This window comes from Aequorivita marisscotiae, assembly GCF_029814825.1.
In the GTDB taxonomy this organism is placed as follows: domain Bacteria; phylum Bacteroidota; class Bacteroidia; order Flavobacteriales; family Flavobacteriaceae; genus Aequorivita; species Aequorivita marisscotiae.
In genome coordinates, this window is sequence record NZ_CP122379.1 from 3130364 (window position 1) to 3147511 (window position 17148).

12 protein-coding genes are annotated in these 17148 nt (G+C 38.7%); 9 read left to right on the top strand and 3 right to left on the bottom strand.

Annotated features, from left to right (window positions below; all coding sequences use genetic code 11):
* Positions 1–24: 24 nt before the first annotated feature.
* The 4 genes from QCQ61_RS13990 to QCQ61_RS14005 all read left to right on the top strand — a co-directional run bounded on the left by QCQ61_RS13990 (position 25) and on the right by QCQ61_RS14005 (position 5910).
* Positions 25–960: a septum formation inhibitor Maf gene (locus QCQ61_RS13990; RefSeq protein ID WP_279448264.1), complete on the top strand. Its 936-nt coding sequence runs from the start codon at positions 25–27 to the stop codon at positions 958–960.
* 12 nt (positions 961–972) lie between these two features.
* On the top strand, positions 973–1536 hold the full coding sequence (locus tag QCQ61_RS13995) for a mechanosensitive ion channel domain-containing protein (RefSeq protein ID WP_279448265.1): 564 nt from the start codon (positions 973–975) through the stop codon (positions 1534–1536).
* A gap of 55 nt (positions 1537–1591) precedes the next feature.
* Positions 1592–4084 carry a PIG-L family deacetylase gene (locus QCQ61_RS14000; protein WP_279448266.1) on the top strand — a complete coding sequence of 831 codons (2493 nt, stop codon included), beginning with the start codon at positions 1592–1594 and terminating at the stop codon, positions 4082–4084.
* 122 nt (positions 4085–4206) lie between these two features.
* Positions 4207–5910 carry a sodium:solute symporter family protein gene (locus QCQ61_RS14005; protein ID WP_279448267.1) on the top strand — a complete coding sequence of 568 codons (1704 nt, stop codon included), beginning with the start codon at positions 4207–4209 and terminating at the stop codon, positions 5908–5910.
* A 199-nt stretch (positions 5911–6109) separates the two neighbouring features.
* On the opposite strand, the gene QCQ61_RS14010 is transcribed toward QCQ61_RS14005, so the two are convergent.
* Positions 6110–7033 carry a mechanosensitive ion channel family protein gene (locus tag QCQ61_RS14010; protein ID WP_279448268.1) on the bottom strand — a complete coding sequence of 308 codons (924 nt, stop codon included), beginning with the start codon at positions 7031–7033 and terminating at the stop codon, positions 6110–6112.
* 175 nt (positions 7034–7208) lie between these two features.
* Between QCQ61_RS14010 and QCQ61_RS14015 the strand changes: the two genes are divergently transcribed.
* Positions 7209–7775, top strand: coding sequence for a GNAT family acetyltransferase (locus tag QCQ61_RS14015; RefSeq protein WP_279448269.1), 567 nt, complete (start codon positions 7209–7211; stop codon positions 7773–7775).
* 21 nt (positions 7776–7796) lie between these two features.
* Here the strand turns inward: QCQ61_RS14015 and QCQ61_RS14020 are convergent, their stop codons facing one another.
* Positions 7797–8417, bottom strand: coding sequence for a hypothetical protein (locus QCQ61_RS14020; RefSeq protein WP_279448270.1), 621 nt, complete (start codon positions 8415–8417; stop codon positions 7797–7799).
* Between the two features lie 73 nt (positions 8418–8490).
* A complete protein-coding gene (locus QCQ61_RS14025; protein ID WP_279448271.1) occupies positions 8491–9534 on the bottom strand; it encodes a WD40/YVTN/BNR-like repeat-containing protein in 1044 nt (347 codons plus the stop codon).
* Positions 9535–9757: 223 nt separating this feature from the next.
* On the opposite strand from QCQ61_RS14025, the gene QCQ61_RS14030 reads away from it, so the two are divergent.
* The 4 genes from QCQ61_RS14030 to QCQ61_RS14045 all read left to right on the top strand — a co-directional run bounded on the left by QCQ61_RS14030 (position 9758) and on the right by QCQ61_RS14045 (position 17115).
* Positions 9758–10969 (top strand): RsmB/NOP family class I SAM-dependent RNA methyltransferase, encoded by a 1212-nt coding sequence (locus QCQ61_RS14030; RefSeq protein WP_279448272.1) that lies wholly within the window; start codon positions 9758–9760, stop codon positions 10967–10969.
* Positions 10970–11186: 217 nt separating this feature from the next.
* Positions 11187–14867 carry a phosphoribosylformylglycinamidine synthase gene (gene purL / locus QCQ61_RS14035; RefSeq protein ID WP_431605790.1) on the top strand — a complete coding sequence of 1227 codons (3681 nt, stop codon included), beginning with the start codon at positions 11187–11189 and terminating at the stop codon, positions 14865–14867.
* Positions 14868–15000: 133 nt separating this feature from the next.
* Complete coding sequence (locus QCQ61_RS14040) at positions 15001–16782, top strand: AMP-dependent synthetase/ligase (protein WP_279448273.1); 1782 nt, start codon at positions 15001–15003, stop codon at positions 16780–16782.
* 6 nt (positions 16783–16788) lie between these two features.
* On the top strand, positions 16789–17115 hold the full coding sequence (locus tag QCQ61_RS14045; protein ID WP_279448274.1) for a DMT family transporter: 327 nt from the start codon (positions 16789–16791) through the stop codon (positions 17113–17115).
* The last annotated feature ends 33 nt before the right edge of the window (positions 17116–17148 follow it).

Here is a 17148-nt window from a genome sequence, read left to right on the forward strand (position 1 = left end):
TATTTTTGTATAAAATGCATCACTATGAAATTTTTTAGGATTCTACCTTATATTGCTTTTCTAATTTTGTTAATTGGTTGTAATTTTTCCGAAGAAAAAGGCGATACAAAAAAGAATGTTCTCAAAAAAGCGAAATCGAAAACAATAGAGCCACGTTCGGTTTCCAAAGATTTTAAAACCTATTGGTTTAGCGGTACGGCCGAAATTACTTCGTATAGTTTAATGCAAGAGCGCTACGGCGAAATTCGCGAAGGCACAGCGGTAAACATTTTTGTTTCTGAAGATTTTCTACCCGATGCTCAGGTAAAAGCAAACAATTATTCAGATAAAAATGTTTCAGTTTTAAAACTAAATCAAATGAAGCGTTTTAACACCGGCATTTATCCCTACGCTATCATGACCAGCACTTTTAACCCTATTTCGGAAAAGGAACACGCGTTAAAAATTACAAATAGCGTGCAGGAATGGTGCGGCCAAGTGTATATGCAACTCAACAACCGAGATAATTTTGAAATTGAAAGTCGTTCGTATTTTCAAGGCGAAGCAGACCAAAAAATATCCTTGCCAAAAACGTATTTAGAGAACGAACTTTGGAACCTGATACGAATAAATCCTGAAGAATTACCAACGGGTGATGTTATGATTATACCTTCGTTTGAATATTTACGACTTCGACATAAAGAAATAAAACAGCACAATGCTTTTGCCAGTTTAAAACAGGGCGACTCATTAACCAGTTACACCTTAAATTACCCCGATTTACAACGGCAATTGATGGTGTTTTTTAACAGTACTTTTCCGTATGAAATTGAAAAATGGGAAGAGATAAACGCTGCCGACCAAAACGATACTTTACGACTCAAAACCACAGCTACAAAATTAAAGCGTATTAAAATTGATTATTGGACCAAAAATGGCAACGAGCACCTTGGTCTTCGCGACACACTTAAATTGAAATAAGAAAAACTTGAAATGATAAATTTAAAAGAATTTTACCCAGAGCTGCTAGAGTCTGCAATCCTAATAGCGGCATTAATGCTATTGCGCTTAATACTAAAACGCACCGTGCGCAACTTTGCAAAAAAAATAGAAAGACTGGAGCATCGCACCGGTCTTATCATGAAACACGTAGATTTTGCCGTTTTCTTTTTAATTGTTCTGGGCTTTATTATAATCTGGGGGCTGGATTTTGAAAATCTCGGGATTGTTATGTCGTCGGTTTTTGCGGTAATAGGGATTGCATTCTTTGCACAATGGTCTATTCTTAGCAACATTACCAGCGGGGTAATTATGTTTTTTACCTTTCCGTATAAAATTGGCGATTATATTAAAATACACGATAAAGAAGCGCCCTTGGAAGGTCTAATTGAGGACATTAAAACATTCCACGTAATATTGCACACTAAAGACAACGAAATAGTAACCTACCCAAATAGTATGATGCTGCAAAAAGGTGTGAGTATTATTAAAGTTGAAGAATTCTACGAGCAACAACACGAACTCGATAAAAATAAGGAAGTGCTGCCCCACGATTAATTTTTACAAATAAGTATCTTTGAAGGGTTTTTGAGTAATTTAGTCCTATTGTTGTATGCATAAACTAGTTTTCCTTCGCTTTTTACTTTTATTTATCACCGTATCTATTAGCGCGCAAGCACCCAAAAAACCTACTGCTTCCGAAATTTACCACAATCTTCAGAAACTTAATTTTATTGGGTCGGCACTTTATATTGCGGCACATCCCGATGACGAAAATACGCGACTTATTTCTTATCTGGTCAATGATGTTCACGCAAATACAGCATATCTTTCCATTACGCGAGGCGACGGTGGCCAAAATTTAATTGGACCTGAATTACGCGAATTGTTGGGTGTAATCCGCACCCAAGAGCTACTTGCCGCTCGTAAAACAGACGGCGGTGAGCAATTCTTTACCCGGGCAAACGATTTTGGGTATAGCAAAAACCCCGAAGAAACTTTTGAATTTTGGACGAAGAACGAAGTGCTGAGCGATGTGGTAATGACCATTAGAAAGTTTAAGCCAGATATTATAGTTAACCGTTTTGACCATCGCAGTCCGGGCAGTACACACGGCCATCACACGGCTTCGGCGATGTTAAGTGTTGAAGCTTTTGACGTGGTTGGCGATGCTTCAAAATTTACCAAATCTGCCGAAAACTTCGGCGTTTGGAAACCCAAACGATTATTTTTTAATACCTCTTGGTGGTTTTACGGAAGCCAAGAAAAATTTGAGAAGGCCGACAAAACCAATCACGTTTCTGTAGAAACGGGCAACTTTTTTCCTGCGCTCGGACTTTCAAATGGCGAGATAGCTTCACTAAGCCGTAGTATGCACAAATCGCAAGGATTTGGCAGCACCGGATCCCGCGGAAGCGAAACAGAATATTTAGAAATTTTAAAAGGCAGCAAACCCGCTGACAACAATTTATTTGAAGGTATTAACACCAGTTGGACCAGACTTGAAGGCGGAGAAAAAATTGGGGAGATATTAAATCCGTTGGAAGAAAATTTCAATTTTAAAGATCCGTCGCAAATGTTGCCGCAATTGCTTAAAGCCTATCCGTTGGTTTCAAATTTGAAAGATGCGCATTGGCGAAATATTAAATTAAAACAATTAAAGCAACTAATTTTAGATTGTGGCGGTATTTTTATTGAAGCCGTTGCTGAAAAAAATGCAATAAACCCGAATGAAGATTTTAAAGTAAACATTGAAGCTATTAATCGCGGAGATGGTATTGTTTCCATACAATCCGTGAAAAATACGAAAGGTAAAACACTATGGGATACTGCTGAAAATCTTCCCTTCAACGAAAAGAAAAATTTTGAAATAACAGTAAATTCTGGGAATAACACTCCACTTTATTCCTCACCCTATTGGCTAAACGAGAAAGGTTCAGTTGGTATGTACGCTGCTCCGGAAGCTTTAATAGGCCTGCCCGAAACCCCTGCTTTGGAAAAAGTTGTTTTTGAACTTCAATTTCAAAATATTACAATTCCTTTTACAAAAAATGTAATCTACAAATATAACGACCCTGTAAAGGGCGAAGTCTATAGACCGTTAGAGGTTCTACCAGAAGTTACCGCTTCCCTACCCGAAAAAGTGTTGATTTTTGCCAGCAATGAACCGGAAGATGTTTCGGTAATTGTTCGCGCGGGGAAGGATGCAATTTCTGGAAATGTGCGTTTACAACACCCCGACGGATGGATTGTTGAACCGTTGCAGCAAAGCTTTCAACTAACACGAGCCGGCGAAACAAAAACTTTTAAATTTAAGGTTACTCCACCACAGGGACAAAGCGAAGGTTATTTAAAAACGAATGTACTTGCCGAAGGCAAAACTTTTAATAAAGAATTAGCGGTTATTGATTATGAACATATTCCGTATCAAAGTGTGTTGCTGCCTTCAGAAGCCAAGGTTGCAAAAATAGATATTCAGAAAAAGGGAGAAAATATAGGCTATATAAACGGCGCCGGTGATGCCATTCCTGAAAGCTTAAAGCAAATTGGCTATTCGGTTTCTACTATTGATCCGTTGAATATTTCGGCAGAAAACCTGCAACCATTTGATGCAATTGTAATAGGAATTCGTGCTTACAACACTGTTCCCGAGCTCGCGTTTGCGCAAACTGCCTTAAATAATTACGTAGAAAACGGGGGAACTATTGTAGTTCAGTACAATACAAGCCGCGGCTTGGTTTCTGAAAGTTTTGCACCCTATTCACTACAACTTTCACGGGACCGAGTAACCGATGAATTTTCGGAAGTTGAAATACTAGCGCCAGAAAATCCGTTACTAAACACACCCAATAAAATCACTCAAAAAGATTTTGAAGGATGGGTACAGGAACGAGGCTTATATTTTCCCGATAAGTGGGCGAAGGAATTTACGCCAATTTTAGGGATGAATGATACAGGTGAAGTTCAAACAAAGGGCTCGCTATTAGTGGCAAAATACGGCAAAGGATATTATATTTATACGGGCTTGAGTTTTTTTCGCGAACTTCCAGCGGGTGTACCCGGAGCCTATAGGTTGTTTGCAAATTTGCTTTCAATTGGAAAATAATTTATAAAATGGTGACTGAAGAAAAACAAAAATTTGTCTGGAAATGGAGCTATACCCTTGTACTCCTATTTAATACAGTATATATTTATCTGTTTTATTTACTAATGCAAAACTTCGCATAAATGCAGCAGATAGACTGGATTGTTTTAATAGGAACACTACTCTTTATTGTGCTTTACGGCACATGGAAATCGCGGCAACAAAAGGACGTTGGCGACTATTTAAAAGGGGGCAATACTGCGCATTGGTGGACCATTGGGTTAAGTGTAATGGCCACTCAAGCCAGCGCCATCACCTTTCTATCAACACCCGGTCAGGCTTTCCACGACGGGATGGGGTTTGTGCAATTTTACTTTGGATTGCCCATTGCAATGGTTATTATTTGTTTGGTTTTTATACCAATTTATCACAAATTAAATGTTTACACTGCCTACGAATATCTTGAAAGTAGGTTCGATAAAAAAACCCGTACCCTCACAGCTATATTGTTTTTAATTCAGCGAGGGCTTGCTTGTGGCATTACCATTTTTGCACCCTCAATTATCCTTTCGGCCGTATTGGGCTGGAATTTGATTTATTTGAATATTATCATTGGTGTACTCGTAATTATTTACACAGTAAGTGGCGGCACAAAAGCTGTAAGCGTTACTCAAAAGCAGCAAATGGCGGTAATATTTTTCGGGATGTTTGTAGCATTTCTATTAATTCTAAATTATTTACCGCTCGATATAACTTTTACCAAGGCGTTGGAAATAGCGGGTGCCAATGGCAAAATGGACATCTTGGATTTTTCATTCGATTTTGATAATCGCTACACCTTTTGGAGTGGAATAATTGGTGGAACATTTTTAGCCCTTTCATATTTCGGCACCGATCAAAGTCAAGTTCAACGTTATCTTTCGGGCAGAAGTGTAAAGCAAAGCCAGATGGGGTTGATAATGAATGGCTTATTAAAAGTGCCAATGCAATTCTTTATTTTATTAGTGGGAATAATGGTATTTGTATTTTATCAGTTTAACAGCTCTCCGCTCCACTTTAATCCTTCTGCGGTAAAGGATGTGAAGAGTTCAGAATACGCAGGCGAATACAAAGCTTTAGAGCTAAAAAAAGATGCTCTGGACCAACAGCTGGCTGCGTCGCAAATAGATTATTCAAGAGCGCAATCTGCTGTTGAAAAGCAGACTATTGCAGAAGAAATAAAACGTTTAAACCAAAGTGAACAGCAACTACGAGACACCTCTGTATCGTTAATAAAAAAAGCCAATCCAAATGCCGAAACCAACGACAAGGATTACGTTTTTATTCATTTTATTTTAGAAAATTTACCCCGTGGTTTAATTGGCTTGCTTTTGGCGGTAATACTAAGTGCGGCTATGTCATCAACCGCCTCCGAGCTAAATGCCTTGGGAAGTACTACCACCATAGATTTATATAAAAGAAACGTTCCCGGCAAACGAGAAAAACATTATGTTGCCGCCTCACGGGGTTTTACTCTTTTATGGGGTATTATTGCCATAGGTGTTGCCTGTACTGCAAATTTATTCGACAATCTAATTCAGTTGGTGAATATTATTGGCTCCATATTTTATGGTAATGTTTTGGGTATTTTCCTACTGGCCTTTTTTATAAAATACGTACGCAGTAAAGCTGTTTTTATTGCGGCCTTAATAACACAAATTATCATAATTTATTTTTGGTATATAGACCTGATGCCCTATTTATGGCTCAATTTAGTGGGTTGTACTTTGGTTATGGGTATTGCAGTATTACTGCAAATTATGCTGCCAAAAAACAATGGCGATACAGTTGTGGCACAGGAAGTTTAAATAAACTATCTCAAGTATAAACCGCGACGCAGAAATTTATATTTTCTTAATTGGGAGCGGTAGTAGATGTAATTTAAATCCACCTTAAATAACCCTAATGATTTTCGTTGAATTTTTAAAGTCTGTATAACTGCATCCAAGAATAAATAAGTAATAAAAGACTTACCCGTAAAGCGCTAATACACGTATATATACAAAATTATCGTTTTGCGCCTTCAGGGAATTGAACCTTATCGGGAGATGCGTTTAATACTGGCAAGGCATGTTTTAAAATACGGTTTCTACGACCAGTTGTATCTTCGGGCTCCACAGGATAGGAAATAACTGCTTCCATCCAAGCATTTGCATTTATTCTAAAATAAACCGCTGGCTGCCATTTTTCATATTTTTGAGCTTCCAACTGGGGGTAACGATTCTTAAAATCGGTACGTGCAGCCGTTAATAATGAATCTTCCACAAATTGCAAATCGCTAGTGTATGCAACCTGAACAGGCGTTTCATTCCAAATAAATGGTACTTCAGAACCCGAATAATTAATTACTTCTTCTCTTAAGATTAAACTATTGGGAAATCTAATTATCCTACCACTTCGTCTATCGTTTACCAAATAATCGCCACTACATTCCAAAATCGAGGTATCTAAATAACTTATTTCTACTACATCGCCTCGAAACCCCTTAATTTGAATTCGATCGCCCACTAAATATGAGCGCCTAAATATTAAATAAACCCATGCAATAAATGAGGTTATGGGAGCTTGCAATGCAAAACCCACCACTAATGAAAACAATCCGAAGCTTACTATGGACGCGTAAAAACTTTCGAATAAAAAGGAAATTACAACGGTAAAACTGAATACAATAGACAGAAATCTAATAATTCGCAATAAATTATACCTGTCGCCTTCTAGATGTGTTTTATTGTTTACAACCTTCGAAATAATTCTACTTATTAAAAAGATTAAACCAATTAAAAATAAACTTAAACTCAGTTTTTTTAGAAAGGGAATATACTCGTCATAAGCGTCAAAAAAATCTAAATCCAATAAATAATGAATGGCAATTAGCAGTACGGTCATTATTCCATAAATTGCAATCCATTGATTATCATTCCTCTTTTTCATAATACTTAAGTGCTATATTTATAAAGTTTAAAAAATACAGCAATTTAAATTAATAGCATATCTTCAACATAAAATTTTATTGGTTAATTTAGGTATTTGAAAGTTTCAATTTAATTTTTTCATTTTAAAATCCAACTTCTTTTAAAAAATCAATCTGTGTTTAATAAATAATTTGATGATAAAAACGAGAATAGCAAACAGCAACGATTTTGATGGTATTTTGGCACTTCAGCAAAAATATCTGTTTGGCAATTTAAGTGAGAGCGAACGAAAAAACGGTTTTGTAACAACGCCTTTTACGAGGCTTCAATTAGAAGAAATTTGCAAACAAAATGGAATTTTTGTAGCCGAAAACGCAAGCAAATGCATTGTTTCCTACGTTTTCGCAGGAAGCTGGACGTATTTTAAACAATGGGAAATTTTTAGATTTATGATTTCGCGTTTCCCCGAGCTTTCCTTTCAAGGCGTTGCAATTACTACCGAAAACAGTTTTCAATACGGCCCCATTTGTATTGCTGAAAAATATAGAGGAAGCGGATTGTTAAATAAGATTTTTGAAGAAATGCGGATTGAGTTTTATAAAAAATACCCCATTTCCATTACCTTTATAAACAAAGTAAATACAATTTCGGAAAAAGCGCACACCTTAAAATTAGGCTGGGAAATAATAGACGAGTTTCAGTTTAATAACAACAACTATATAGGCTTAGCCTTTAATATGAAAAACTCCGTGCTTACGTAAAAAGTACAGAAGTACAGAAAATTATTCAACCTTTAATCTTAGTGCTTCAGGCGAATCGGTTTTTATTCCTATTAGGCCGTACTTTGTTTCTCCTGGGTTTATAAGCATGCCATTTAAATCGTAAATCATTAGTTCAGATTTAAAATTTGAATTGGCAGAACTGGCTGCCAATAAGTTTCCTGCTGCTAAGCCAGGGCCCAAAACCACCCCTACCGGAAAGGACCAATTAGTTTCTTGAACTCCGTAAGGGTTCGTTTCTGTAGTGTACAAGTTTAAAGGGGTAAGCAATAAAAACAGCAAATAGGAAGCGGGACTCTGTTTCAGTTTTTTAAACACTCGGTCGTTTTCCATTACAGGTACTTCGGTGCCATTGGCGTAAACCAATTTTACATCTCTCCCAAACATTAAACTTTTATCAGATTCGTTGGTAACTTTTATTGCGACCAATTTTACTCCCTTCTTTACTTCGTTCTTTTCATATTTTTTATAAAGAAGATCGTATTTATATTCCAATTTCACCCCTTTTTCAACAGTATTGGAAAGAAAGTTTATAGTTTTGGGTTGAATTGTTTTGTACCCTGATGCGCAACTGGTAAGTGAAATTACCACAAGAAGGAGTAAGGTAATTTTTAAGAATTTCATAGGTTAGGATTTTGTATTGAGGCTCTTTTTAGAAAGTTGCTAAAGTAGAGGATTTTTTTTAAAAACGATAATGTTATTTTTTAAAAATTAATTTAGAAATCCGATTGTTACCAGATGCAAAAGCTAGGGTATCATTTACAAATTCAATTGCAAAAAATCCTTCTTTCGAAAGTTGTTTCCAACTTTTTCCGCCATTGCCGCTAAAAGAAATTCCGGGCGAACCTACGGCAACAATCCCCTGCCCTTCCGTACCGGGAATATATTTAACGGCAGAACGATATCCAGGTTCCTTGCCGTTGGCAATCAACTTCCAGGTTTTACCACCGTTTTTGGTTATGGCTTTGTTGCCCTCGTTAAAGGCTTTATCTTCCCAGTTTCCGCCGAAAATAATACCGTTTTTTTCGTCTAAGAAATCAATACTGTAAATACCGGTCATTGTTCTTCCCTGAACAATAGGTGTATTAAAAATTTCCCAGGTTTTCCCTTTGTCGGCAGTGTGCATTACGCGCGATTTTTTTCCACCAGTGGCTACCCAAGCGTGGTCGCCAAAAATAGCAATATTGCTATTACTCGCTGCAAAAGCTGCTTCGCCATTTTCAACTCTTGGGAGGGTTTCGCATGAAATTTTTTGCCATGAATTACCGCCATCGCGGGTTATAATTACCGACATACAATTTTCAACAGGATCGCCAATGGCAATGCCATCGGTATCGTTCCAAAATTTCATGGAATCGTAAAAAACCCGTTCTCCTTTTTCCGTGTAAACTTCTTCAATATTGGTGGCTTCGGTACCGTTAAAACCTATTTTATATAACACTGCAGGATTAGAAATGCTCAATACAAAAACGGCTTCATTAGTAGCTGCAATTGAACGAAAATGCAACAAGGAATCGCCGTATTTAATATTTGCCAGTTTGGGAGTATCGCCGTCAATTAGTCCTACTTTACCTTTATCTGCTGCAAACCACACCCTATTTTCGTCTAACGGCTCAATAGCGCGAATGCTTAAACTATCAATAAAAACAGGGGTTATTTCAACTGAATTAATTTCAACTTTAGATTTATTCGTACAGGAAATAAAGCCCAAGAGGGCTAAAAATACAAGTAAAAGACGCATAGTTTCATTTTTTGCCAAAAGTAACAATAACTTTAAATTTGGGAAGGTTAATTTGTGATTCGTTGATTGGTAATTCGCTCTTGGATAATTCGGTTAATTCCGATTGGGTCGTGAAAAAACAGCGGTGGATTGCATGATTATCGATTTAGAAAACGTTTTCGATTTTAAATTCGATTTCAATTTCGATTTAAAAAGATACCTTTGCAACCGCAAAACGCACATAATGAAACTACACAGAAATTTGGTATTCGCCACCATAGATTCACTTCACTTGATTTTTAACGAAAACAAGCAGGCCGATAAAGTACTTAAAAACACCCTAAAACGCGATAAACGATGGGGTGCGCGCGATCGTGCCTTTATAGCCGAAACCACTTACGACATAGTGCGCTGGAAACGCCTATATGCCGAAATTGCTGAAGTTCGCGAACCCTTTGACCGTTCAAATCTTTTTAGGCTGTTTACCGTTTGGGCCACTTTAAATGGTATTGCAATCCCAGATTGGAAACAATTTGAAGATACCCCAACACGCCGAATTAAAGGTAGGTTCGACGAGCTTTTAAAAACAAGAAAAATGCGCGAATCTATCCCAGATTGGTTGGACGAATTGGGCGAAAAAGAATTGGGCAAAAAATGGGACAAAGAAATAGCCGCTTTAAACAAACAAGCCGATGTGGTTTTGCGTGTAAATACCTTAAAAACCACCGTAGAAGCTCTAAAAAATGAATTAGCCGACTTAGAAATTGAAACCGAAATTTTAAAGGAATATCCGCACGCCTTAAAACTAAAGGAACGCGCCAATGTATTTACCACAGATGCCTTTAAAAATGGTCTTTTTGAAGTACAGGATGCCTCTTCGCAAAAGGTGGCAGAAATACTTGATCCGCAACCAGGACAACGCGTAATTGATGCGTGTGCAGGGGCTGGCGGTAAAAGTCTTCATATCGCTACAATGATGGAGAACAAAGGCCAGTTAATTGCAATGGATATTTATGAAAATAAGCTGAACGAATTAAAACGTAGAGCGCGAAGAAACGATATTTTTAATATTGAAACCCGGGTGATTGATTCTACAAAAGTGATTAAAAAATTAATTGAAAAAGCCGATAAGGTTTTAATAGATGCGCCGTGCTCGGGCTTAGGGGTATTGCGAAGAAATCCCGATGCAAAATGGAAACTTCAACCCGAATTTATGGATAAAATCCGCGATACCCAAAAAGAGCTGCTCGATAGCTACTCGCGAATGGTAAAACCTGGCGGACAATTGGTTTACGCGACCTGTTCTATACTTCCCTCCGAAAATGAATTGCAGGTAAAGGCATTTCTTAAACGAGACGAGGGAAAAGATTTCACCCTTTTTAGAGAAGAGAAAATAATGCCGAGCAAAAGCGGTTTTGACGGATTTTATATCTCGCTTTTACAGCGAAAGGAGTAACCCATTAAAAACAGAATGTTTTAAAGGAGCGGGAAAATACCTGCTCTTTTTTTATTTCTGCAAAATTAGAAGATAGCCATCGTTTTGTATTTGCTCGTAAAGAAATTGAACCGGTTATTTTATTAATATAAATAACAGGGTCTGTATTTTTTATGATTAAAATTCCTTCAGAATTGTTTACTTTTGCACCTTCAAAAATCACCAAATATTAAAAAGAATGATTCACTTTTTTGGGAACGTTGAAACCACGGTTTTTGCAGTCCAAACCCACGGCAATATTTCAGAAGAAAACACTAAAAAGTTAGTGTGGCTTTTTGGCAACCAACCCAAAATAGCGCAATCCGTCCTGTTTATTAACGCGACGGATTTTTTTATTGGCCCGCGTGCCGCAATGGTTACTCCCTGGAGCACCAATGCCGTGGAAATTACCCAGAATATGGGTATTCCCGGAATAATTAGAATTGAGGAATTTCACAACAGCACGGTAGAGAAAGATACTTTTGACCCTATGCTGTCGCAGAAATTTAAGCAATTGGACCAAGATATTTTTGATATCCATTTGCAGCCCGAGCCTGTTTTGGAAATTGAAAATATTTCGGAATACAACGAAAAAGAAGGCTTGGCATTAAATGCCGAAGAAGTTGAATACCTTGAAAACCTTTCAAAAAAATTAGAAAGAAATTTAACCGATAGTGAAGTTTTCGGTTTTAGTCAAGTTAATAGCGAGCATTGCCGCCACAAGATTTTTAATGGTGTTTTTGAAATTGACGGCAAGGAAATGCCCTCTTCCCTATTTAAATTAATTAAAAAAACTTCGGCTGAAAACCCGAACGATATTGTTTCGGCATATAAAGATAACGTGGCTTTTGTAAAAGGCCCCAATGTAAAGCAATGGGCGCCAAAAAGCGCAGACAAACCCGATTGGTACGAAGAAAAGGATTTTGAGAGTGTTATTTCACTTAAAGCCGAAACGCACAATTTTCCAACTACTGTAGAGCCTTTTAACGGTGCCGCTACGGGCAGTGGGGGCGAAATTCGTGACCGACTGGCCGGAGGAAAAGGTTCGTTGCCATTGGCGGGAACTGCAGTTTATATGACCTCCTACTCGCGTTTAAACGAAGAGCGCCCTTGGGAAAAGGGAATGAAAGAACGCGATTGGCTTTACCAAACGCCGCTCGATATTTTGATAAAAGCCAGTAACGGCGCATCAGATTTTGGAAATAAATTTGGACAGCCATTAATTGCCGGTTCGGTACTCACTTTTGAGCACGAAGAAGATGCTCGAAGATTAGGCTTCGATAAAGTTATAATGCTTGCGGGTGGAATTGGCTACGGCAAAGCGAGCCAAGCCATAAAAGATAAACCTAAAGAAGGCGATAAAATTGTTGTTTTAGGTGGTGATAATTACCGAATTGGAATGGGCGGTGCCGCGGTTTCTTCGGCAGATACGGGTGAATTTCACAGTGGTATTGAGCTAAACGCAATACAACGAAGCAATCCCGAAATGCAAAAACGCGCCGCAAACGCAATCCGCGCTATGGTGGAAAGCGACGTAAATCCGATAGTTTCTATTCACGACCACGGTGCTGGTGGGCATTTAAATTGCTTAAGCGAATTAGTTGAGGACACCGGCGGGCGTATTGAACTGGACAAACTCCCCATTGGCGATCCGACCCTATCTGCAAAGGAAATTATGGGCAACGAGAGCCAAGAGCGTATGGGCTTGATTATAAATGACGCGCATATTCAAAAACTGCAAAAGGTGGCAGAACGCGAACGTTCTCCAATGTACGAGGTGGGACAAGTAACTGGCGATCAACGTTTCTGTTTTGAGAACGAAAAGGGTGAAAAACCAATGGATTTCGCTTTGGAAGATATGTTTGGCAGCTCACCAAAAACTGTAATGGTTGATAAAACCATTAATAGAAATTATAAAAACGCGGCTTACGATGTTTCAAAAATAAAAGAATACGTTGCACAAGTGCTTCAATTGGAGGCAGTGGCTTGCAAAGATTGGCTTACCAATAAAGTAGATCGCTGCGTTACCGGACGAGTTGCCAAACAACAAACTGCCGGGCCGTTGCAATTACCGTTAAACAATTGCGGCGTCATGGCGTTGGATTATCACGGAAAAGAAGGCGTTGCCACTTCAATAGGTCACTCGCCATTAACCGCCTTGATTAATCCTGCAGCAGGTTCGCGCAATGCAATTACTGAATCTTTGACCAATATTGTTTGGGCACCATTAAAAGATGGTTTGAAAAGTATTTCACTTTCTGCAAACTGGATGTGGCCTTGTAACAATGAAGGTGAAGACGCTCGTTTGTATGAGGCGGTAAAGGCAGTTTCAGACTTTTCAATAGAGTTAGGCATCAACGTTCCCACTGGAAAGGATTCACTTTCCATGAAGCAAAAATACAAGGATGGCGAAGTAATTTCTCCCGGTACAGTAATTATTTCGGCAGCAGGAAATTGTAACGACATTCAAAAAGTTGTTGAGCCAGTACTGCAAAGAAACGGGGGCAGCATTTATTACATTAATATTTCACAGGACACGTTTAAATTGGGCGGTTCATCTTTTGGCCAGGTTTTGAATTCCATCGGAAATGAAGCTCCAACAGTAAAAAGTGCACAATATGTAAAAACGGTTTTTAACACATTACAGCAGTTAATTCGCGATAAAAAAATACTTGCCGGACACGATGTGGCTTCGGGTGGATTGATTACCACTTTATTGGAAATGTGTTTTGCAGATGTGAATTTGGGCGCCAATTTAGATCTTTCAGGCTTAGGTGAAAGCGATTTGGTAAAATTACTTTTTGCTGAAAATGCAGGAGTTGTAATTCAAGCTTCGGAAGATGCCTCAGTTGAAAAAATACTTGCTTCAAAAAATATAGATTTTAAAAAGATTGGAACAGTTTCAAAAAATGAAATGCTTCAATTAAAAAGTAATTCCGAAGAGCTTAGTTTCAGCATTCCTGAAATGCGCGATACTTGGTATAAAACTTCGTATTTATTGGATAGAAACCAAAGCGGGGAAAAACTTGCGAAAGAGCGATTCAGCAATTATAAAAATCAGCCGTTACAGTTTGAGTTTCCGAAGAATTTCACCGGAAAGTCCTCCCCCAACCCCTCCAAAGGAGGGGAGCGTCCGAAAGCAGCCGTTATTCGCGAAAAAGGAAGTAACAGCGAGCGTGAAATGGCGTATATGATGCATCTCGCAGGTTTTGATGTAAAAGATGTGCATATGACCGACCTTATTGAAGGCCGCGAAACTTTGGAAGACATAAAATTGCTCGTTGCCGTTGGTGGTTTTAGCAATAGCGATGTTTTAGGCAGCGCCAAAGGTTGGGCCGGTGCATTTTTATACAACGAAAAAGCAAATACGGCATTAAAGAATTTCTTCGCAAAAGATGATACACTTTCCCTAGGGGTTTGTAATGGTTGTCAGCTTTTTGTGGAGCTTGGGTTGTTAAACCCCGAAGACGAAGAAAAACCAAAAATGCTTCACAATGACACTGGTAAGTTTGAATGTGTTTTTACTTCAGTAAAAATTCAGGAGAACAATTCGGTAATGCTGTCATCCATGGCGGGAAGTACTTTGGGAATTTGGTCTGCACACGGCGAAGGGAAATTTAGTTTTCCCAAGGATGAAAACCATTATAATATAGTAGCAAAATACGGTTACGATGCATTACCCGCAAACCCCAACGGTAGCGATTTTAACACCGCAATGATGACCGATAAAACGGGAAGACATTTAGTAATGATGCCGCACTTGGAGCGTTCTACCTTCCCTTGGAATTGGGCCTATTATCCAAAAGATAGAAATGATGATAAGGTTTCGCCTTGGGTACAAGCTTTGGTGAATGCGCGGGAGTGGATTGAGAGAAAGTAAAATTCGAGAAAGATTTTAAAAACTGCTAGAATATTCAGTATCTTTAAGGAATGGCGCTATGAGCCATTCCTTTTTTATTTTAAAAGCGAAACTAAAATAATTTTGTTATTTTCACTTCCTCAACATTACTATCATGACAGAACCAAAAAGACTCTTCGACTTTCCATATTATCAACTTGAAAATTATCCACAGGAAAAGGCTCTAGTTACTAAATACAACGGTACTTGGGTTGCTACTTCTACTCAAGAATATATAGATAAAGCCAATGCCATAAGCCGAGCTTTGATACAGATGGGCGTAAAACCCAACGATAAAGTTGCGTTAATCTCCACCACCAACCGCACCGAATGGAACATTTGCGATATTGGTATTATGCAAACCGGTGCACAGGACGTACCTATTTATCCAACCATTTCGGAAACTGAATACGAATATGTGCTTAACCACAGTGAAGCTATGTATTGTTTTGTTTCCGATAAAGAAGTTTACGACAAATTAATGGCTATTAAGGCCAACGTGCCCACCCTAAAAGAGGTTTATACATTTGATGAAATTGAAGGTGCAAAAAACTGGGCCGAGGTTTTGGAGAAGGGTAAAGACGAGTCTAACCAAGACGAAGTAGAGAAAAGAAAAGAAGCTATTAACGAAGACGATGTAGCTACCTTAATATATACCTCTGGCACCACTGGCAAGCCAAAGGGCGTTATGCTCTCACATAAAAATATAGCGAGCAATGCAAAGTTTAGTGCCGAAAGATTGCCCATAGAATTAGGTAAATCGTCGGCTTTGAGTTTTCTGCCCGTTTGCCACGTTTACGAACGCATGTTGCATTATATGTACCAATATTGTGGGGTGGAACTACATTTTGCCGAATCGCTTGAAACAATTAGCGACAACCTAAAAGAAGTAAAACCCGAAGTAATGACGGCCGTACCCAGACTTTTGGAAAAAGTGTACGATAAAATCTACGCCAAAGGCGCCGAACTTACAGGAATTAAGAAAAAACTCTTCTTTTGGGCAGTAGATCTCGGACTTAAATACGAACCCTACAACGAAAACGGCTGGTGGTACGAAAGTCAGCTTAAATTGGCCAACAAGCTTATTTTTAGCAAATGGCGCGAAGCTTTAGGTGGAAATTTAAAAGCCATAGCTTCGGGTAGTGCACCGTTGCAACCGCGATTGGCACGCGTATTTAATGCAGCGCAAATTCCGGTAATGGAAGGTTATGGGCTAACAGAAACTTCTCCCGTGGTATCGGTAAACGATATGCGTAACAAAGGTTTTAAAATTGGAACCGTGGGCAGGCCTCTAAGGGAAACGGAGGTTAAAATTGCCGAAGATGGCGAGATTTTGGTAAAAGGCCCACAAGTAATGGTTGGCTATTATAAGAATGAGGAGGAAACCGAAAAAGTAATGGAAGGCGGTTATTTCCATACGGGTGATATTGGTGAAATTGACAGCGACGGCTTTTTAAAGATCACCGATCGTAAAAAAGAAATGTTTAAAACCAGCGGGGGAAAATACGTGGCTCCACAAGTAATTGAGAACGTGATGAAACAATCGCGTTTTATAGAACAAATAATGGTAATTGGCGAAGGCGAAAAAATGCCCGCCGCCCTCATTCAGCCAGATTTTGAGTTTGTAAAAGAATGGGGCGCACTAAAAAACCACAACCTACCTTCAGACCCAAAGGAATTGGTAAAGAACAAAGAAGTAATTGCCCGCATACAAGAAGAAGTAGACCATTACAACGAAAAGTTCGGGCATTGGGAAAAAGTGAAAAAGTTTGAATTAACTCCCGAGGTTTGGAGCATCGAGGGCGGACAATTAACCCCAACGATGAAAATGAAACGCAAAATAATTAAAGCGGATTATATAGATTTGTATAACAAGATTTACGAACACACCTCATAATTTAAAGTGAATTGGCTCCTCCTAATTATCGGCGGCCTCTTTGAAGTTGGCTTTGCAGCTTGCCTCGGTAAAGTAAAGGAAACCACAGGCTGGGAAGCTAAATTTTGGTTCCTTGGGTTCCTGATTTGTCTCGCCATAAGTATGGCTTTTCTTATAAAAGCATCAAAAACACTTCCCATTGGTACCGCCTATGCAGTCTGGACCGGCATTGGTGCTGTGGGAACTGTTTTAGTAGGAATTTTCTATTTTAACGAACCAGCAACTTTCTGGCGGGTTTTCTTTCTTACTACGCTAATTGCTTCCATAGTGGGATTGAAATTTGTAGCCAATTAAAGTTCCGTTAAACTATTTTCTTACCTCTACACA

Excerpts from the sequence above, each read along its gene's own strand:
- QCQ61_RS13990 (WP_279448264.1), top strand. The coding sequence starts at position 25 with ATGAAATTTTTTAGGATTCTACCTTATATTGCTTTTCTAATTTTGTTA.
- QCQ61_RS13995 (WP_279448265.1), top strand. The coding sequence starts at position 973 with ATGATAAATTTAAAAGAATTTTACCCAGAGCTGCTAGAGTCTGCAATC.
- QCQ61_RS14000 (WP_279448266.1), top strand. The coding sequence starts at position 1,592 with ATGCATAAACTAGTTTTCCTTCGCTTTTTACTTTTATTTATCACCGTA.
- QCQ61_RS14005 (WP_279448267.1), top strand. The coding sequence starts at position 4,207 with ATGCAGCAGATAGACTGGATTGTTTTAATAGGAACACTACTCTTTATT.
- QCQ61_RS14010 (WP_279448268.1), bottom strand. The coding sequence starts at position 7,033 with ATGAAAAAGAGGAATGATAATCAATGGATTGCAATTTATGGAATAATG.
- QCQ61_RS14015 (WP_279448269.1), top strand. The coding sequence starts at position 7,209 with ATGATAAAAACGAGAATAGCAAACAGCAACGATTTTGATGGTATTTTG.
- QCQ61_RS14020 (WP_279448270.1), bottom strand. The coding sequence starts at position 8,417 with ATGAAATTCTTAAAAATTACCTTACTCCTTCTTGTGGTAATTTCACTT.
- QCQ61_RS14025 (WP_279448271.1), bottom strand. The coding sequence starts at position 9,534 with ATGCGTCTTTTACTTGTATTTTTAGCCCTCTTGGGCTTTATTTCCTGT.
- QCQ61_RS14030 (WP_279448272.1), top strand. The coding sequence starts at position 9,758 with ATGAAACTACACAGAAATTTGGTATTCGCCACCATAGATTCACTTCAC.
- purL (WP_431605790.1), top strand. The coding sequence starts at position 11,187 with ATGATTCACTTTTTTGGGAACGTTGAAACCACGGTTTTTGCAGTCCAA.
- QCQ61_RS14040 (WP_279448273.1), top strand. The coding sequence starts at position 15,001 with ATGACAGAACCAAAAAGACTCTTCGACTTTCCATATTATCAACTTGAA.